This is a genomic window from Pseudomonas sp. Irchel s3b5 (assembly GCF_900187435.1).
Taxonomy (GTDB): domain Bacteria; phylum Pseudomonadota; class Gammaproteobacteria; order Pseudomonadales; family Pseudomonadaceae; genus Aquipseudomonas.
Genome location: NZ_FYDY01000048.1, coordinates 1 through 19,974, shown reverse-complemented (window position 1 = coordinate 19,974; position 19,974 = coordinate 1). Strand labels below are relative to the sequence as shown.

Annotated in this window: 13 protein-coding genes and 1 pseudogene; 12 read left to right on the top strand and 2 right to left on the bottom strand. The window is 56.4% G+C overall.

The features are described 5' to 3' along the window. The first annotated feature begins 237 nt into the window (after positions 1–237). The 6 genes from recC to CKW15_RS27065 all read left to right on the top strand — a co-directional run bounded on the left by recC (position 238) and on the right by CKW15_RS27065 (position 11,941). Positions 238–3,690, top strand: a complete 3,453-nt coding sequence (recC, locus tag CKW15_RS27090; protein WP_095153024.1) for an exodeoxyribonuclease V subunit gamma — start codon at positions 238–240, stop codon at positions 3,688–3,690. Further along, positions 3,687–7,376, top strand: coding sequence for an exodeoxyribonuclease V subunit beta (gene recB, locus CKW15_RS27085; protein ID WP_095153023.1), 3,690 nt, complete (start codon positions 3,687–3,689; stop codon positions 7,374–7,376). The genes recC and recB overlap by 4 nt, the downstream gene beginning before the upstream one ends. Then, a complete protein-coding gene (gene recD, locus CKW15_RS27080) occupies positions 7,373–9,472 on the top strand; it encodes an exodeoxyribonuclease V subunit alpha (protein WP_095058333.1) in 2,100 nt (699 codons plus the stop codon). The genes recB and recD overlap by 4 nt, the downstream gene beginning before the upstream one ends. Positions 9,473–9,590: 118 nt before the next feature. Beyond that, positions 9,591–10,166 (top strand): YfiR family protein, encoded by a 576-nt coding sequence (locus CKW15_RS27075; RefSeq protein ID WP_095058334.1) that lies wholly within the window; start codon positions 9,591–9,593, stop codon positions 10,164–10,166. Next, positions 10,163–11,431, top strand: a complete 1,269-nt coding sequence (locus tag CKW15_RS27070) for a diguanylate cyclase domain-containing protein (RefSeq protein WP_095058335.1) — start codon at positions 10,163–10,165, stop codon at positions 11,429–11,431. Before CKW15_RS27075 ends, CKW15_RS27070 begins: the two co-directional genes overlap by 4 nt. Positions 11,432–11,437: 6 nt before the next feature. Beyond that, entirely contained in the window at positions 11,438–11,941 is a 504-nt protein-coding gene (locus tag CKW15_RS27065) for an OmpA family protein (protein WP_256580337.1), read from the top strand. On the opposite strand, the pseudogene CKW15_RS27060 reads toward CKW15_RS27065, so the two are convergent. Beyond that, positions 11,942–12,082: pseudogene (locus CKW15_RS27060) on the bottom strand (LysR family transcriptional regulator); the annotation flags it as partial. A 41-nt stretch (positions 12,083–12,123) separates the two neighbouring features. Between CKW15_RS27060 and CKW15_RS27055 the strand changes: the two are divergent. The 6 genes from CKW15_RS27055 to CKW15_RS27030 all read left to right on the top strand — a co-directional run bounded on the left by CKW15_RS27055 (position 12,124) and on the right by CKW15_RS27030 (position 18,237). After that, positions 12,124–13,614, top strand: coding sequence for a tyrosine-type recombinase/integrase (locus CKW15_RS27055; protein ID WP_256583282.1), 1,491 nt, complete (start codon positions 12,124–12,126; stop codon positions 13,612–13,614). Positions 13,615–13,989: 375 nt separating this feature from the next. Then, positions 13,990–14,274, top strand: a complete 285-nt coding sequence (gene hxsA2 / locus CKW15_RS29230) for a His-Xaa-Ser repeat protein HxsA2 (RefSeq protein WP_095153021.1) — start codon at positions 13,990–13,992, stop codon at positions 14,272–14,274. Next, on the top strand, positions 14,274–14,576 hold the full coding sequence (gene hxsD / locus CKW15_RS27045) for a His-Xaa-Ser system protein HxsD (protein ID WP_095153020.1): 303 nt from the start codon (positions 14,274–14,276) through the stop codon (positions 14,574–14,576). Before hxsA2 ends, hxsD begins: the two co-directional genes overlap by 1 nt. After that, positions 14,569–16,026: a His-Xaa-Ser system radical SAM maturase HxsB gene (gene hxsB, locus CKW15_RS27040; protein WP_095153019.1), complete on the top strand. Its 1,458-nt coding sequence runs from the start codon at positions 14,569–14,571 to the stop codon at positions 16,024–16,026. The genes hxsD and hxsB overlap by 8 nt, the downstream gene beginning before the upstream one ends. Next, a complete protein-coding gene (gene hxsC, locus CKW15_RS27035; protein ID WP_095153018.1) occupies positions 16,020–17,183 on the top strand; it encodes a His-Xaa-Ser system radical SAM maturase HxsC in 1,164 nt (387 codons plus the stop codon). Before hxsB ends, hxsC begins: the two co-directional genes overlap by 7 nt. Positions 17,184–17,703: 520 nt before the next feature. Further along, positions 17,704–18,237: a hypothetical protein gene (locus tag CKW15_RS27030; RefSeq protein WP_095153017.1), complete on the top strand. Its 534-nt coding sequence runs from the start codon at positions 17,704–17,706 to the stop codon at positions 18,235–18,237. 186 nt (positions 18,238–18,423) lie between these two features. Here the strand turns inward: CKW15_RS27030 and CKW15_RS27025 are convergent, their stop codons facing one another. Further along, the gene (locus CKW15_RS27025) at positions 18,424–19,548 is read right to left on the bottom strand and encodes an HNH endonuclease signature motif containing protein (RefSeq protein ID WP_095153016.1); all 1,125 of its coding nucleotides are present in this window, start codon (positions 19,546–19,548) and stop codon (positions 18,424–18,426) included. Between the last annotated feature and the right edge of the window lie 426 nt (positions 19,549–19,974).

The following is a 19,974-nucleotide window of genomic DNA, read 5'->3' as shown; positions in this document are numbered from 1 at the left end:
TCCCATCCCGAACTCAGCAGTGAAACGATGCATCGCCGATGGTAGTGTGGGGTTTCCCCATGTGAGAGTAGGTCATCGTCAAGATTAAATTCCGAAACCCCAATTGCGAAAGCAGTTGGGGTTTTGTTTTGTCCGCAGGAAAGTTCGTACAGCAATGACGGACAGGTCCCCGCTGTCAGCGTCTCCCGACAATGCTAAGGTTCGGCCCTAGCGTTTGTATTTTCCAAGGAAGCCTTTATGCCGGACGCAACGTCCCTCAGTGCTGGTTTTATGGTGGTTCACGGTAACCGCCTGGACGAGTTACGCAGCCTGGTGGTGAGCTGGATGCGGCGTTACCCGCTGGCCCCCCTGGAAAATGAAATCGCCCTGGTGCAGAGCAACGGCATCGCCCAATGGCTGAAACTGGCACTGGCTGAAGATGCTGAAGATGACGATATGGGTGGCTGCGGAATCGCCGCGGCCATCGATGTGCAGTTGCCCGGCAGTTTCATGTGGCAGCTCTATCGCATGGTCCTGGGTCGTGACGAAATTCCGGTCAAGTCCCTGCTTGATAAGACGCCACTGACCTGGCGTCTGATGCGCCTGCTTCCGCAGTTGATCAATGAACCACACTTCGAACCGCTACAGCGCTTCCTGACCAATGACAGCGATCTGCGAAAACGCTATCAATTGTCTGAACGGCTGGCGGATTTGTTCGACCAGTATCAGGTGTACCGCGCCGACTGGCTCGAAGACTGGGCAGAAGGTCGGCACCAATTGCGCAGTGGCAGAGGAGAAACCAGGCCACTGACTGCGGCCAATTGCTGGCAGGCCGAGCTATGGCGTGCACTTCTATTGGATGTTGGTGAAGAGGGCATGGCGCAAAGCCGTGCCGGCGTCCATCAGCGGTTCATCGAGCGCATCAACAACCTCGAGGTTGCCCCACCGGGGTTGCCTTCGCGGGTGATCGTTTTTGGTATTTCCTCTCTTCCCGCTCAAGCCCTTGAAGCTCTAGCCGGGCTGGCTCGATTCAGCCAGGTTCTACTGTGTGTACATAATCCCTGTCGTCACCATTGGGCAGACATCGTCGCCGATAAAGACCTGTTACGGCATCAATACAAACGACAGGCGCGCAAGAGTGGCATGCCGGTCGTACTCGACTCCCAAACGCTTCATCAACATGCCCATCCGCTATTGGCCGCATGGGGCAAGCAGGGGCGTGACTACATCAATCTGCTCGACAGCTATGACGATCCCAACAGCTATCGCTCGGCATTTCGTGACGGCAGGATCGATTTGTTCAGTGATAGTCAGCCACTGAATATGCTCAATCAGTTGCAGGATGACATCCTCGAACTACGCCCCCTGAACGAAACCCGCGAGCTATGGCCAGCAGTGAGCCTGGAGGAGGACGAGTCGATCCGTTTCCACATCGCTCATAGCGCTCAACGCGAAGTAGAGATCCTTCACGATCAGTTGCTCGCGCGCTTCAGCGAAAATCCACAGCTACGTCCTCGTGACGTGATTGTGATGGTCCCCGACATCGACAGCTACGCACCGCATATTCGTGCAGTGTTCGGTCAGCTTGAGCGGCATGATCCGCGATTCATCCCTTTCACACTGTCTGACCAAGGGCAGCGTGGTCGTGATCCGTTACTGATTGCTGTCGAACACTTGCTCAAGCTGCCTGACAGTCGCTTTCCTGTCAGCGAGATTCTCGATTTGCTGGACGTTCCGGCATTGCGCGCCCGCTTTGGCGTAGAGGAACGTGACCTGCCGACGCTGCACCGCTGGATCGAAGGCGCTGGCATTCGTTGGGGCATAAATGCTCAACAGCGCGCAGGTCTTGGTTTGCCGCCAGCGCTGGAGCAAAACAGTTGGCGTTTCGGTCTGCGGCGAATGTTGCTCGGTTACGCGGTCGGCAACGGCAGTGCCTGTGGCGAAATCGAACCCTACGACGAGATCGGCGGACTGGATGCTGCGCTCATCGGTCCATTGGTTGCGTTGCTGGATGCACTGGAGGTTGCTCACCAGGAACTGACACAGCCAGCATCGCCCCTGCAATGGAGCCTGCGCTTGCAGGCGTTGCTGTCACTCTTCTTTCAGGCCAGTAACGAGCACGACGACTATTTGCTGACCCAGCTGGAAGCGTTGCGCGAAGCGTGGCTTGAGAGTTGTGAATCTGTAGGTCTGCAAGACGAACTGCCGCTGACCGTCGTCCGCGAAGCCTGGCTTGCGGGTCTTGATCAGGGGCGATTGTCTCAACGCTTTTTGGCGGGAGCGGTGAATTTCTGCACGCTGATGCCGATGCGTGCGATTCCGTTCAAATTGGTCTGCTTGCTTGGCATGAATGATGGCGACTACCCGCGGGCACAACCGCCGCTGGACTTCGACCTCATGGGCAGCGACTACCGTCCCGGTGATCGCTCGCGACGCGAAGACGACCGTTACTTGCTGCTGGAGGCTCTGTTGTCAGCACGTGAGCAGCTCTACATCAGTTGGGTCGGACGCAGCATTCGCGACAACAGCGAACGCCCCGCGTCAGTGCTGATCGGTCAGCTACGGGATCATCTCGCAAGCGGTTGGCGACTCACCAAGTCCGACGAAGACCTGCTTGAAGCCATTACTCAGGAACATCCCCTGCAACCATTTAGCGCCCGTTATTTCCACGAAGGCGATGACCTGTTCAGCTATGCCAACGAGTGGCAAGTGCTGCATCAAATCACTGTGCAAACACCTGATATCGAGTTGCTTGATGCCCACATTCAGGATGAGCCGCTGACGCTCGGTCAGTTGCAGGATTTCCTGCGCAACCCGGTGCGACATTTCTTCAGTCAGCGGCTGAAAGTGTACTTCGAGGCTGCCGAAGTGCCTCTGGCCGATGAAGAACCCTTTGTCCTTGATGCCTTGCAACGCTACAACTTGAGTGACCGTTTGCTTGAAGCCGCCATGGCCGATCTGGATGACACCGATCAGGCGTTGCAACTACAAGCCCAGCGTCTACAGAACAGTGGATTGCTGCCCATGGCAGGTTTTGGCGAATGCCTCCAGCGAGAGTTGATCGAACCGTTGCCGGATTTGCTGCAACGTTATCAACAGCTCCTGGCGCTATGGCCAACGCCGCTGACCAGCGCATTACCGGTGAGCCTGGAGTTGCATGAGTTGCGCATCGAGGGATGGCTCAGTGGGCTGCATCAACGGGCAGACGGTGGTTTGCTGTCGGTGACCACAATCCCCAACAGCATCGGTTCGATCAAGTCCCGCAAATGGCATCGCCTGACCCGGCCGTGGGTCAATCATCTGGCCGCTTGCGCCAGCGGTCTGTCGATGACCACCGCGTTGGTGGCCAGCGATGACAGTCTGGTGCTCGCGCCAATGGACGTGAATTCAGCACAGCGAATTCTGGGAGACCTGTTGCTCGCCTGGCAATCGGGTATGCGTCAGCCACTTCCGATTGCGGTCAAAACGGCCTTCGCCTGGTTGGGGCAGACCGATACGGTCAAAGCCGAAGCAGCCGCTCGAAAAGCCTATGAAGGGGATGGGCTGACTACCAACGGGGAGCGACGAGAGAGCATTGCGCTTGCAAGGCAGTTTGCCGATTACGATGCGTTGACCGCCGATGAAACATTCTTCGACTGGTGCGATGCACTGTATCGACCGTTACTTGAGGCCTCTTGGCGTTCATTGTCCAGCGCGGAGGTCCGCCCATGACCACCAAAATACCTCTGGCCCTGGCATTCCCGCTGCGCGGCAGCCAGTTGATCGAAGCCAGCGCAGGGACCGGCAAGACCTTCACGATTTCAGCGCTGTACCTGCGCCTGGTCCTCGGCCATGGTGGGGAGTCCGACGGTTTTGGGCGTGAGCTGTTGCCTCCGCAGATCCTCGTTGTGACCTTTACCGATGCCGCTACCAAAGAGCTGCGTGAGCGCATTCGTACACGACTGGCCGAAGCGGCTCGATTCTTCCGCGATGAAACTCCCGCTCCGGACGGACTGATTGCCGAGTTGCGTGATCAGTATCCGGCCGAGCAGTGGGCCGGATGTGCAAATCGCCTGGATATCGCCGCGCAATGGATGGACGAAGCAGCGGTCTCGACCATTCACAGTTGGTGTCAGCGCATGTTGCGTGAGCACGCGTTCGACAGTGGCAGCCTGTTCACCCAGACCCTGGAAACCGATCACAGCGATCTGCTCGGTGAAGTGTTGCGCGACTATTGGCGATTGTTTTGCTACCCCATGCAAGGCGATGCGCTGAACTGGGTACGCGGCAATTGGGGCGGGCCCGCTGCTTTGCTACCGCGAATTCGCGGATTGTTTGCCAGCGAGCGGGAGACCCTCCCCGGTAAAGAGCCCGCAGAGTTGATCAGCGAATGTTTACAAGAGCGGCGAGCCGCTTTGCTTGAGCTCAAGCAACCCTGGTGTCAGTGGGCCGACGAGCTGCTGGCGATCTGTCACGAAGGGGTTGCCAGTAAAAGTGTCGACGGCCGCAAGATGCAGGCCCGCTACTTCGAACCCTGGTTTGAAAAAATCAAAGCCTGGGCTGGAGACGAAGCCGTTGAGCAACTGGACATCGGTACCGGTTTCACGCGCCTCACACCTGACGGTATGGCTGAAGCCTGGAAGAAGGGAGACGCGCCCAATCATCCAGGCCTGGACGCCATGCCGGGTCTGAAAGCCTGTCTCGACAGTTTGCCGACGCCCGATGCCGTGGTGTTGCAACACGCTGCCCATTGGGTCGGTGCGCGCTTCGAGGAGGAAAAACGTCGTCGTGCGGAAATGGGTTTCGACGACATGCTGTTGCGCCTCGATGCCGCGTTGCAGTCTGAGGGTGGTGAGCGCCTGGCGACCTTGATCCGCGAACAGTTCCCGGTAGCGCTGATCGACGAGTTCCAGGACACCGACCCGGTGCAGTACCGGATCTTCGAAAGCATCTACCGCATTGAGGACAACAATCCAGAAAGCGGTCTGTTCCTGATCGGCGACCCGAAACAGGCGATCTATGCTTTTCGCGGTGCCGACATCTACACCTACCTTCGCGCCCGTCAGGCAACCACCGGGCGCCTGCATACATTAGGGACCAACTTCCGTTCCAGTCACGGCATGGTCGATGCCGTGAACCATGTATTTGAATATGCCGAGTGCCGCGAATCCGGGCGCGGAGCTTTTCTGTTTCGCGAGAAAGACGGTGATAACCCTGTCCCGTTCCTGCCGGTCGATTCGCAGGGGCGCAAAGAAGTTCTGCAGATCAACCATCAACCCGTCCCGGCGCTGAATATCTGGCACTTGCCTGCCGAACAGCCCTTGTCCGGTGCGGTGTACCGCCAGCAACTGGCCGCGGCGTGTGCCAGTGAAATCACAGCATTGCTCAACGGTGGACAACAAGGTCGAGCGGGCTTCCTGCGCGACAACGAATTCAAAGGCCTGATGCCCGCGGACATCGCGATCCTCGTCCGCGATGGCAAGGAGGCGCAGGCCGTGCGCGCTGAACTCGCGGCCCGAGGCGTGCGCAGTGTTTATCTGTCGGACAAGGATTCAGTGTTCGCCGCGCAGGAAGCCCACGACGTCCTGACCTGGCTCAAAGCCTGTGCCGAGCCGGATGTCGAGCGACCGCTGCGGGCCGCATTGGCCAGCATCACGTTGAACCTGTCGCTGGCAGAATTGGAACAGCTGAACCAGGACGAGCTGGCCTGGGAAGCGCGGGTCATGCAGTTCCGCAGCTATCGCGAGCTGTGGCGCAAGCAGGGCGTCTTGCCAATGCTTCGCCGCTTGCTGCACGACTTCCGGCTGCCCCAGGCGTTGATTGCCCGCAGCGATGGCGAACGGGTACTGACCAATCTGTTGCACCTGTCCGAGCTGCTGCAACAGGCCGCCGCCGAACTGGATGGCGAGCAAGCGCTGATCCGACATTTATCCGAGCATCTGGCGTTGTCCGGGCAGGCCGGTGAAGAGCAGATCCTGCGTCTGGAGAGCGACGAGCAACTGGTCAAGGTCGTGACCATTCACAAGTCCAAAGGGCTTGAATATCCCTTGGTGTTTCTGCCGTTCATTTGTTCGGCGAAGCCGGTGGATGGCAGCCGTCTGCCGTTGCATTACCACGACGCGACGGGTAAGGCTCAAGTGACGTTGAAACCGACGCCCGAGTTGATCGCCCTGGCCGACGACGAACGTCTGGCGGAAGATCTGCGTTTGCTCTATGTGGCCTTGACCCGGGCGCAACATGCCTGTTGGCTCGGCGTGACCGATCTCAAACGCGGCAATAACAACAGTTCGGTGCTGCATCTGTCGGCATTGGGTTATCTATTGGGCGGCGGGTCTTCTCTGGGTGAATCGGCGGGGCTGAGCGTCTGGCTGCGCGACCTGCAGCAGGGTTGCCCCGCGATAGGCTGCAGTGACATGCCAGAAGCCAGTGCCGAGCTTTACCACCCGCCGCAGAACACTGCGGCGTTGCTGGCTCCGCTGATTCCACAACGCAAGGCCAGTGAAAACTGGTGGATCGCCTCCTACAGCGCGTTGCGTATTGGTGACAGTCTGAGCATCGGCAGCGATGAAGCGCCTGAGAGCCCGCAGGCCCAGAAACTCTTCGACGACGAACGTCTCGATCCACAGGCACCACGGGAAATGATCGCGGGTGGTGCCGATATCCATCGATTCCCGCGGGGGCCGAACCCCGGTACTTTTCTCCACGGTTTGCTTGAGTGGGCCGGCAACGAAGGTTTCGCTGCCACGCCCAAAGCCGTGGAAGAGGCCATTGCCCGTCGCTGTAACCGCCGGGGCTGGGAGGGCTGGATAACCACGCTCAGTGACTGGCTGCAGCATCTGCTCAAGTCCCCGCTGCCTGTCGGTAGCGGGCAGGCGCCCGTGATATTCGAAGCGTTGAGTCAGTACCAGGTCGAAATGGAATTCTGGTTTGCCAGCCACAAAGTCGACGTGCTCAAACTCGATGCACTGGTCTGCCAATACACCCATAACGGCGTGGCCCGTGTGGCGGCCGAACCGGTTTTGCTTAACGGCATGTTCAAGGGATTCATCGACCTTACTTTCGAGCATGACGGCCGCTATTACGTCGCCGATTACAAATCCAACTGGCTCGGCGTCGACGATGCGGCCTATACCGAGCAGGCGATGGAGCAGTCGATTCTCGACAACCGCTATGACCTGCAATACGTGTTGTACCTTCTGGCGCTGCACCGCCAACTCAAAGCCAGGCTTGCCGATTACGACTACGACCGGCATGTCGGAGGTGCGCTGTATCTGTTCCTGCGGGGTACGCGGGCGCCCAGCCAGGGTGCGTACTTCGCCCGGCCGCCAAGGGAGCTGATCGAGCAACTGGACCGTCTGTTCCAGGGTAAACCGCAGCCCAGGGTCGAACCCGCCTGGGAACAAGGAGTATTGCTATGAGCCGTACCTTCGCCGACGTGCTGACGGTTACCGACAGCCTCACGGATCTCAAACCGTTGGAGCGCGCCGACGACTTGTTGAGATTGCTGACGCGTTGGGTCGAACGTGGCTGGCTGCGGGCGCTGGACAAGGCCTTCGTGTCCTTTCTTCATGAGCTGGCGCCAGCAGATGATCCTTTGGTGTTACTGGCGGCTGCGTTGACCAGCCACCAGTTGGGTCACGGCCACGTTTGCCTTGATTTGTTCGAGACACTCAAGGAGCCGGACTTCGCCCTGTCGCTGCCTCCGGAAGGTGATCAGCAGAGTGGCGTGATGTTGCTGCCGTCGCAGTTGCTGGAAGCGGTGGACGGTGCCCATTGGTGCAAAGTGCTGGCGTCCAGCGGTCTGGTTGCATTGGCGGCTGACGAGCGTGAAGCGGTGCAGCATCGGCCCTTGGTGCTGTCAGGCAAACGCTTGTATCTGCGCCGCTATTGGGCCTACGAACGGCGTATCGACAATTCGTTGCGCGAACGTCTGGCCGCGCATGAAGCTACACCGAGTGACTTGTTGCAGCGGCTCACCGAGCTGTTCGGTCCGGCCAGGCCCGGTGAGGTCATCGACTGGCAAAAGCTGGCCTGCGCACTGGCGACTCGCGGCGCCTTCAGTATCGTTACCGGTGGTCCGGGAACGGGTAAAACCACGACAGTCGTGCGCTTGCTGGCACTGCTTCAGGCACCTGCCGTGGAGGCTGGAAAGCCGCTGCGTATTCGCCTCGCCGCTCCGACCGGTAAAGCGGCAGCGCGCCTCACCGAGTCCATCAGCCAGCAAGTCAGGACGCTGAAGGTCACGGAAGCCGTACGCAATAAAATCCCGTCCGACGTCACCACCGTTCACCGCCTGTTGGGCAGCCGTCCCGGGACGCGGCATTTCCGGCATCACGCGGCTAATCGTTTGCCGCTGGACGTATTGGTGGTGGACGAAGCATCGATGATCGACCTGGAAATGATGGCCAACCTGCTCGACGCGTTGCCGCCTCATGCTCGCCTTGTGCTGCTGGGTGACAAGGATCAGTTGGCGTCGGTGGAGGCGGGTGCCGTTCTCGGGGATCTGTGTCGCGACGCCGAAGCCGGATGGTACAGCCCGCAGACACGTCAGTGGCTCGAGGCCGCCAGCGGTGAAAGCCTGGAGACCAGCGGGTTGCAGGAAGATAGCCAAGGCACCCATCCATTGGCTCAGCAAGTGGTCATGCTGCGGCACTCGCGGCGATTCGGTGAGGGCAGCGGTATTGGCCAGTTGGCCCGATGGGTCAACCAACAGCAGCCCGAGGAAGCCCGCAGATTGTTGGCGGTACGCAGCCACGACGATGTGTTTTGCCTGTCCCTCAAGAATGAACAGGATCGCGCGCTGGAGCGCTTGTTGCTCGAAGGTCATGGTGAGGGACCACAAGGTTATCGCCATTACTTGAGCCTGCTGCGCAATCAACGACCACCACTCGATAGACCGCTTGAAGATTCGTGCTGGACCGAGTGGGCTAGACAGGTCCTGCAGGCCTTCGACGCCTTCCAGTTGTTGTGCGCTGTGCGCAAAGGGCCGTGGGGTGTGGAAGGGTTGAACCAGCGAGTGACCGCGGCGTTGCTGAAGGCGCGGCTGATTGACAGCGACCAGCAGTGGTACGAGGGACGACCCGTGCTGATGACGCGCAACGATTACGGTCTGGGCTTGATGAACGGCGACATCGGCATTGCGCTCAAACTGCCAGAACGCGAAGGCTCTCAAGCCGGCAAGCATGTCCTGCGGGTGGCCTTTCCCCGTAACGACGGGCAGGGCGGTGTGCGTTTTGTGCTGCCAAGTCGACTCAATGATGTGGAAACCGTCTACGCCATGACCGTGCACAAATCCCAGGGGTCGGAATTTGCGCATACCGCATTGATTCTTCCCGATGCGTTGAACCCGGTACTGACCAAGGAGCTTGTCTACACCGGGATAACCCGTGCCAAAGACTGGTTTACCTTGATCGAACCGCGGGCAGGGGTATTTGAAGAAGCGGTACGGCGCAAGGTCAAACGCTTGAGCGGATTGATGCTGGAGCTGAAGGAAAACATCGAAGCCGCAGGGTGAAATTTGGCGGAGGGTCGTAGGAAGTTGGCCAAAGTGCCGTAGTCCGTGGCCTCGCTGGCGTTTCGCCGCTGTGCTATCGTTGCGGCATCATTTCGCTCCGGTCAAAGAGTATCCCTGCATGAAGGTGGCTGTCTGGACGACAGAGCGCGTCGTTGGCGGTAGAAAAGCGCTGCTTGCCATTCTTCTTTGCCTGATGGCCAACGTTGTGTCCGCGCAATCGCAAACCCCGGTGAGCATGGCGGATCAACGCGCCAAAGCGGTCACTCAGGTGGTGCTTGGCATTCTCAGTTACGCCCGTTGGCCCGTCGAGCCTGTGCTGCTGCGTTTGTGCCTGGTGGGACCTACCGAATACACCGACGACCTGGTCAAAGGTACGACCCAGGCGACCGGTCGACCGGTGTCGGTGCAACGGCTGTTGGCCGACAACCCCTCGATTGCCAGCGGCTGTGATGCGGTGTACGTCGGCAAGTTGACCGCCGAGGAGCGCACCCGACTGTTTGCAGCACTGATCGGGCACCCCGTACTGAGCATCAGTGAAAGCGATGACCCTTGCACCGTCGGTAGCCTGTTTTGTCTGCGGGTCAGTGATGAACAGGTTTCTTTCGAGGTCAATCTCGACTCCGTTGCCCGCAGTGGTGTGCGCATTCATCCGAGCGTGCTGCAACTGTCACGCCGCAAGCCGGCGGCGCCATGAACCTACTTAAACCGGGCGGTCGCCCAACTTTGCGTTCGGTCATCGGCCGCGGCAATTTGATCGTGGCCCTGGTGGGCGTTGCCATGGCCAGCGTTTCTATGACATTGCTCGGCGTTTTGGCTCTGCGGGTCTATGCCGATCACAACCTGCATCTGATCGCACGGTCGATCAATTACACCGTGGAAGCCGCGGTGGTGTTCAACGATGAAGCGGCGGCCACCGAAGCGTTGGCGTTGATTGCGTCCACCGAAGAAGTGGCAGACGCCCAGGTGTTTGATCAGCAGGGCCAATTGCTGGCGCGCTGGCAGCGACCGGACACCGGCTTGCTGTCCAGGCTCGAACTGCACATTGCCAAAACCTTTCTGGAAGAACCCATCAACATGCCGATCCTCCATCAGGGGCGAGAAATCGGCAGCATCGTGCTCACTGGGCACGGTGGCAGCCTGATGCGTTTCCTGCTCAGCGGCTTGATGGGCATCGTGTTATGCACGGCTATCAGTGCCTGGGTTGCGCTGTTTCTGGCGCGCCGACAGCTTCGCGGGATCACCAAGCCATTGCGCAACCTGGCCGCTGTCGCCCATGCCGCTCGCAGCGAGCGAGCGTTCGATCGACGCGTGCCACCGGCGGACATTGTCGAACTCGACGACTTCGGTAATGACTTCAATGCCCTGCTGGATGAGCTCGAAGCCTGGCAGTCGCACCTGCAAAGCGAAAACGAATCCCTGGCGCACCAGGCCAGTCATGACAGTCTTACCGGGCTGCCCAACCGGGCATTTTTCGAGGGCCGCCTGATGCGCGCGTTACGTAACGCCAACAAGCTTGGCGAGCGCGTTGCAGTGCTGTTCCTGGACAGCGACCGGTTCAAGGAAATCAACGACAACTTCGGCCACGCGGCGGGCGATGCGGTGCTGATGGCTGTGGCCAACAGGATTCGCGCGCAGCTGCGTGAAGAGGATCTGGTGGCGCGTTTGGGCGGCGATGAGTTTGCCGTGCTGCTGACGCCGCTTTACAAAACCGAAGATGCCGAACGGATTGCCGACAAGATTCTCGCCAGCATGGAGATACCGATTCTGGTGCCGGGGGATGCACAAGTGCTGACCTCACTCAGTATCGGCGTCGCCGTTTACCCCGATCATGGAACGACACCCGGTGCGTTACTCAGCGCTGCCGACAGTGCCATGTACCAGGCCAAACGCCTCTCCCGAGGCGCACAGTACACGGTAGGGTCGGAGTACCCTGCCGCCGATGTTCAAAACAGGAGCTAACTTTTCGTGTTCACTTTTACCCAGCGTTCCCTGCGTTTCGTTACCGTGACTCTGCTGATGGCGTTGTTCAGCCTGACCGGATGCCAGACAGCCCCGCAAAAAGGCCTGACCCCGGCGCAAGTCGCAGTGCTCAAGCAGCAAGGTTTCGAGTTGACCGATGATGGCTGGGAGTTTGGGTTGTCCGGCAAAGTATTGTTTGGCAGCGACGATGACAGCCTGAACCGGCAGAGCAGCGAAATCGTCGAGCGCATTGGCAAGGCGCTGCTCGGCGTGGGTATCGACCGCGTGCGTGTCGACGGTCACACCGATGCGTCGGGTAAAGAGGCCTACAACGAACAGCTTTCTTTGCGCCGTGCGAAAAGCGTTGCCAAGGTCTTGAACACGGTCGGCATGAAGCAGGAAAACATCCAGCTGCGCGGTCTGGGCAGCAGCGAGCCCGTGGCCACCAATACCACCGCGACCGGTCGCACCGAAAACCGTCGGGTAGCGATCGTGGTGAGCGCCGACTGACTAATCGGCGAACAACATCGCCCGACTCTCACCCATCAACAGACCCTGATTCTGCTCCGTCACCTCCCTGATGTAATCCCACAGCAGGGTGATCCGCTTGAGCTTGCGCAGGTCTTCGCGGCAGTACATCCAGAACTGGAAGGAAAGAAAGGTTAACCCAATGAATACGGGGGCTAACCGCCATGAACATCCTTGCAGAGCGTCGTCCTGTCACAAGTGCTGTCACAAGTTTTGCCATTCATCTGAGGCCGAGTACGCGACTCGCCAAGCTCTACCACTATCGACGCAACGGCATTTACTATCTGCGCCTCCGCGAAACCGGCAGCACCACCCGGACTGCTTCCGTTTCCCTTAAGACCTCCGATAGACGAGCCGCTATGGACGCTTCAAAACGACTTGCCGAGACCCTCAAGGCATTCCATCTGGATCATCCCAAGGCGACCTTTAGCGAGCTGAAGGAGCATCTGCTGTGGGTGGCTGAGAATCTGCTGTCTGCTGCTCATGAGGTTCATTCGTTACGTGACTGGGGCGACCTTTACGAAGACGTGAAGACCAACCTCGCTGAGGTCGCTGCCACGATGCCGCTCAGTGTTGATCAACACGAACATGTAATGAACGCTAAGCAGGTGATGATTGCTGCTCAGGCACGACTACAAGGCGACTCCGTACCGTTGGTGAAGATCATTCGGGACCTTGAAGGCAACCAAGGGTCAGCGGGGGAGACCGTTCCTGCTTCCCCATCTGTTTTAACTCCACCGATGACCTTTGAGACTCTCTCGGGGCTTTACTTGGCAGATCGTGGGCAAGACCAGAAGGCTTCAACACTGAAAGAGACCAAGTTGTGTCATGGAGTCCTCTCCGCGCAACTGGGCGGCCTGGACCTACTGAGGCACTCAAGGGCAGACCTCGTAGCCATGCGAGATCGCCTACATGCAACTCGGGCAGCATCCACAGTCAACAAGCTGATCGTGAAGCTGTCGGCTGTGTTCGCTTGGGCTGTCGAGAATGGTCATCTGGTCAAAACATATGACAAGAAGCTGAAGCTGACCAAGGGCCTTGAGTCCACTCGTAAGGCGTTCTCACAGCCTCAAGTGGCCAAGCTGATGGACTACGCGAGCAACCTCCCAGAGACCTCATGGAAGCGTTGGCTGCTTAGTCTTGGGGTCATCACTGGTGGGCGCCTCAACGAAATCTCACAGCTAACCACGAGCGACATTCAGACATTTGAGTCGGGGATTACGGCCATCCATATCAATGAGGCTGGGGAAGGTAAGTCAATCAAGAACAAGCGCAGTGAGCGACTGGTCCCGTTGACGGATGGAGCCTACGGATTCGACCTTGCGGCATTCATGCGATATGTCGAGAAATGCAAAGCCAAGCAAGGCGAGGCACTTGCTCAGATCGGGTACAAGACAGCAGGGGATTGGGCGAATCGACAGGCGATACCCCAGGCTCTTGGAGGCGAACACAAGGTTGGTCTCACATACCACTCACTCCGCCATTCCTTGGCTTCGCTGATGCAGGTCAAGGGCGTACCTACCGTTCATGCTCAGGCTGTTATGGGGCACGCCTCGGGGACCATAACGTTTGACACATACGGTTCTGGAGTGCCGGTTGAGGTCACTGCTGAGATGCTCTGTGATTTATTTAGCTTGCGCCTTGAAAGTCGCTGAGGACCCTTCGGGGACTGGCGAAGAGCGCATTGTGCATTTATCGGGGGGCAATCAGCTACGTCTTGCATGGGGCAGGGAGTGTGTTTTTTAAGTCGGCGAACAGGTGGCTGATGCATCAAGAAAGGGCGCTCCGATACCAGGGTGTCCAATCATGGCTCATCTGGAGAACTCGCCAAGTATTGGTAGCATCACCATATGCGCCTTAAGCATTTACTCGATTTATAGCCCATCACATTAAGCAGTCCGAAAAGTGAGAAAATGTCGTCTGTCGGATTGTGGATGAGTAAAAGGCCATCAGTCGATTCCACATTGACATCATGAGTGCGCGTCACCGAGACTCAACAAATAACCATCATATCAATATGGATATTTGCAATGAAAAAGCGCTCCTTCCTGGTTCCCCTGGCCACTTTGGCTGCAGCCGTCGCTACAGAGCAGGCTTCTGCTCTAACTACTTATGAAGTTGTCGAGCCCAGCTCGGATGCCAAAAACACATTTCAAGCCGAAGCTCAAAGCGAGAACCTTTCGGTTCGCGGGGGCAATGATCTGTTCGCCTTTGTTCTCAAACGAGGGGATCAGGGACAGCTGATGGCGTACCACAGCTCCCATAGCTCTCACTCTTCGCACAGTTCCCACAGCTCCCACTATTCGGGTCGATAATGGATTTCTCTCGTAAGCTCGTTTTTGATGAGCGGCTTTATGACGCGCAGGTTTTGCAGAAAGCTGCATATCGATCGATCAATAGCCTGACGGTTGATATCACACCTGATGAGGGCCAGTTTGTCTGCGCTTTGTCATCGAATATCGGTGTTGACGAGCAGTCCTTTCTGTCTGCCGTCCAAGAGTTCCAGAAGGATGCGCTTGATTATCAGCTTCGCCACCGTCTGGCAGTTGAGACGCAGCCGATCAAGAACCTGATCCTCGGACTGGCCTTTTCAAAAACCGGGCTTATTAGTGAGTAAATTCCAAAAGCTGGAGTTCTACGCGCAGCAGCGTACCTACGAGTTACTGCCCTTTAAATTCGACCGCATGAATGACGACGAGTATGTCATTACAAACATGGCAGGCGAATTTCATGTGATACCGGTGCCAATGTTGGAACCGATCATAAGCAAGACGCTCCCGCTCTCATCAGAGCTGATTCCTACGCTTCGGTCCAAGCAGTTCATTCGCTTCACCAACGAGCAAGCACCACTTCAGCTTCTGGCGCTCAAGATTCGCACGCGATTGTCCAGGCTGGCCGAGTTCACCAATCTGCACATCTTTGTAGTGACTCTTCGATGCGACCATAGCTGTCCGTATTGCCAGGTTTCAAGGCAGTCGGAGAGCAAAGGCGAATTCGACATGACTACGGAGATGGCAGATAGGTCGCTTGATTTCGTCTTTAGGTCTCCCAATCGAGCCATCAAAATTGAATTTCAGGGTGGCGAGCCACTGCTGAACTTCGAGATGGTGAGGTACGTTGTTCTTGAGGCAAAAAAACGTAACGTCAAGGAACGACGTGACCTACAGTTCGTCATTGCGACCACGCTTTCGCTACTGACGGATGACGTGCTCGACTTCTGTAAGCAGCACAATATCGTGCTTTCATCTTCGCTCGACGGGCCAATGGATCTGCATAATGCAAATCGCCCACGACCAGGCCGAGATAGCCATCAGCGTTTCGAGGAGGGCTTGAAGAAAGCCCGTGCAGCCCTCGGCTATGACCAAGTGTCAGCCCTAATGACAACCACGGATAAGAGCCTGCCACGAGCACGCGACATCATTGATGAATACTTGCGCCTGGGCTTTGATGGCATCTTCCTCCGCACGCTCTCTCCTTACGGCTTTGCGATCAAGACCAAAAAATTCATGTCGTATGACACGGAGCGCTGGCTGGAATTTTACAAGGAAGGCCTTGAGTACATCATTGAGCTAAACAAGTCCGGCATACGATTTGTAGAGCAATATTCTTCGCTCGTGCTGACAAAAATGCTGACATCAGGGGACCCTGGGTTCGTTGATTTGATGAACCCTGCCGGTGCTGGTATCGCAGCCATCGTGTTCAACTACGACGGATCGGTCTACGCCTCAGATGAAAGCCGTATGCTTGCCGAAATGGGAGATCATACGTTCCGTCTGGGCAGCATTCTTGAGCACTCATATGAGGAGATCATCCTTTCTGATCAGCTTCTGGATGCACTGGAAAACTCTTTCACCTTAAGCGCTCCAATGTGCTCTGACTGTGCATTTGAACCTTACTGTGGAGCGGAGCCTGTCTACCATCACGCCATTCACAAGGACGTGGTAGCAAGAAAACCTGAGTCCTCTTTCTGCAAGCGAAATATGGCGATTTTCAAGCATCTCATTGAGCTGATGGGAAGTGATGAGCAAACAAAACGGATTTTTATGGGGTGGGCCAATCGATGCTGAAACTCGGCGGAAAGATTATCCGCATCCATGCGGTTGATGTTCATAGGAGCCTCACTCTGCTCAAGGTGTCGACCAGCCGGAATTTGCCAGAAGTTTTGCGACGGGAAATAGCCTACTTGGTTTCCGATCAGGAGATCCCCCGAGGTTTCGCGCACTACCTTCTGCTTGAGAAACATCGACAGTTGGTTGAGGCACTGCCTTCCGATTCCGATTACTCGATCCTACCGAATGACTACAACTACATCGGTGATGGTGACATTATCCGGCTTTCTGCTGATCGTCAGAGCATTAGCGTGTTGTTTCGAGCATCGTCGCCGCACAACAGCATCCTGGTCACCGAGCAATGCAATCATTACTGTCTTATGTGTTCACAACCGCCTAAGACAGCTGATGACTCGTGGATACTTGACGAAATCGAGAGTCTGATTCCGCTTATTCCAAAAGATACCCGCGAGCTGGGTTTTACAGGGGGCGAGCCGACGACCAATCGGGAGCGCTTCCTTAAGATCATCAGCCTGACAAAAAGTTATCTGCCGAGAACTGCAATCCATATTCTCTCGAACGGGCGTAGCTTCAAAGACCCTGCGTTCGCTGAAAAGTATGCGCGGATTGAATTGCCCGACGCGATGATTGGAATCCCTGTCTATTCAGAGGACCCGACGCTGCATGACTACATCGTCCAGGCCCAAGGCGCGTTCGATGAAACCATTCAGGGCATCCTCAATCTGAAGCGCTTGGGTCAGAAGGTTGAGATCCGAGTCGTCATTCACAAACTATCGGTGCAGCGCCTGCCTGAACTGTGTGAGTTCATCGCACGCAATCTGCTGTTTGTTGACCATGTGGCGCTGATGGGCCTTGAGATGATGGGCTTCACCAGGGCCAATCTCGATGAACTGTGGATCGACCCGGTCGAGTACAAAGACACGCTCAGCAAATCGGTTGGCATTCTGGCCAAGTACGGCATGAATATCTCGGTCTATAACCATCAGCTGTGCTTGGTGAATCCGGACATTCAGCCCTACTACCGCAAGTCAATCAGCGACTGGAAAAATGAGTACGCGCCCGAGTGCCAGAGCTGCACAAAACAGCGAGAGTGCGGGGGCTTTTTCGCATCAGGTGTTAAATTCGGCTACAGCAAGCACCTAACCCCATTCTGACTTTGGCTTCAAATCTGTAAGCCGCACAACAACGTCCTCGATGCAGGTAGCTTGCTTACTCTTCGTATTTGCGCAGGCAATTTTTGGGCATGCTTTTCCATTGAGAGGACCTCTGGGGGATTTCCTAAGTCCTGCGCGGACTGCCAGAAAAATCGACTTCGGATAACGCTCGCCACGCGACGATCCTCATCCAGGCAATGCCAATGGGTGGGGTTCCAGTTGCATCGAACTTGCGCAATCTGACGGGCTTCGAAAAACCCTCACTATGTCAGTCGTTCCGAGCTTGACCTGACCACCCAGCGCGGTCTTTCCTCCGATCAACCGAAAAATCTACCATCTGTAATGCTCACCACGCGACGATTCCAACTCAGGTAATGCGTTGGGGTGGGCCCGCGCTTGCACCTCTACTGCGGTCCTCTGCTTGTCTTCCAGAAACCCTCACTGTATCCGGCGGTGCAAAACCCCTCACTATGGCAACAGGCACTCCCGCTTGTTGATCAGTAAGCAGGAGGGGGCAGTCATGACCATCGTTTCAAATCGGCTCCGCACCACCAAAGACACCACTACCGGCCACGAACTGATTTTCGACACCCAGACCGGCGAAGTCCTTGAGAGTCAAAAGGTCACCATAAAGAAACACACCATCACCACCGATGTGGGCACGCAATGCCGCTTCCCAATCGCTGCCCGCACCTCTGAGGAACTCCTTGAGATCCTTTCAGTTCATGACCAGTGGATCAACAACCTGACCGTCGAGGCTGACAAGTTGTTAGACCTACTCGGAACAGGAGAGATCACAGCAGGCGCCGTTAATGTATTCCGGCAGATCCTCCTTGGATTGGCTGGTCGGAACATCTGGTTTGGCAAGCTGTGCGATATCGGGACCAAGCGAGAGGTCGGAGACTTGACCCGCGCTGACTTAATCCATGTGACTCGACAAGGGAAGGCACTACCGACCAAGGTAACTGTACATCCGTGGTACGGCTGGCGTGGCGATCTGATGAGTCGGCAGTCCTACATAGGTAATTGGATAGGCATTGGCAGTGGTGATTGAGGTCAAGGTTCCGAAACTGTTACCAACACATGGCTGGAGACCATATCAACCGTGGGGCGTCGAATCGGCCTATATATATAAAAGACCAACCTGGAGGATCCATCGGGATGCCGGTGAGGAGGGAGGTTGTGATGATTATCACCTCCCTTTAAAAGGATACCTTGAAGGAACTTCTTACCTACATCTTCATTCGCCCAGAGGTTCTATATCTCTCAGCCGAACTTGTAGTCTGGTATTCCAGGTTTCCCCATCCTCACCTGAATGGATGCGGCGATGACAATTAGGGCAAATAGCTCCAACCCATGCAGGATGGTCTGGGCCTTCGTCTGCCAGGCGGTGGGTGTGGTGAGGTTCGAGGTAGGGGGTGCCGTCTTTCTTTTTGAAGGGGGCAGGCTCATCGCAGGCTTCACACTTACCGTTCGCTCTGGCAATTACATAGCGCTTCACGGCTTCACTTCGCTTGAACCACGACCGCTTTACTTCTGTTGGGTCGGTTTGGATTGGTTGCTCATCGGCAGCAGCATATGCGGCAGCTTTCAGGTTTGTAATGCTCGGAGCAGTAGACGGGGCGGATTGATGAGGGGTCTGATAAGGTGATTCGGAATGAGCGTCTGTGGAGACGGGCATCAAGTTAAACACAATGGCCTGCCGGTTTTCGTTTGCCTTGTCTGGGCGCGTTACGAATTTCCAGGATGCGCACTCGAAAACCCCTTCGTAGCGGACGCCTTTGCCTTTCCCCTGATCTTTGAAAAGCATCAAATCATTGCCATTTGCTCTATGGTCGCGAATTGCTTTGTTGCCCCCGGTGAATGTCATGGGGCCGTTTTGACCCTCGCCGGTGTACATGAAAACGCCATCAACCCAATCGTCGTGGTATCCATAGGCTTTCCCACTCTCACCAGAGAACAAGAAAACGACCGGGAAATTCTTAGGAGTCCAAATACCAGCCTGTAGTTGCCCTCCATAAGCGGCTCGAAGATCCTTTCTAAAGTAGGTGGATCCGCGGGTCAGGAAGAGAGCTGGGTGTGGGGTTTGAACGGCAGAAAAACCGAGTTGAGCAAAACACTTAACGACAGTTTTTTCTCCCCCGGAAAACTCTGAAGCTTTAAGTGGTATGCCGTGCTGCTTTCCGTATGCAACACCAGCGATCGCTTTCGAGTCGTATGTCCGGCCTTCGTATTGAAGAACGTAGCTTCTTGATGGCTTGTACCCGTAGGTCTTAAGAAAGGATTCTCGACCCCTCGATTCAAATTCCTGAATTGCTGCCAATACGGCATCGCGAGACGTTAGGTCGTTCAGCAATCTGCTCAAAGAGATTTCCTTCTGAAATAGTGTGGGCCGATAGCGTAAATTTACCTCACGATCTTATGTGCGGTCTTCATGGGAAGGTCACGTAGCTCTCTTAGCGGGAATCTGACAGAAATTTCAGAGACATCACCTTATTGGTTCACTCCCGAGCAAGTTCCCCCGTATCCCTCGTGCATGCGATCACACCGATGCCTTTTTCTGTCTGACCATGAGTCGTGAATACGTCGGGGGCATCATGTTGCACGTACCGGAAGCCCAATGCCGCACCTAATAAGTCGCAAGTTCGAGATCGTTGGGGCGCTTAGGGATGGTCTGAAGTAGTCACGCTTTTCTGGCTGACTTCAGCCTCCGCTGATTTTGAAAACGGCGAATCGACCAAAACGATCAGATCATCCGCTTATTTCTGAGCTTTTAGCCGCCGCGAGCACC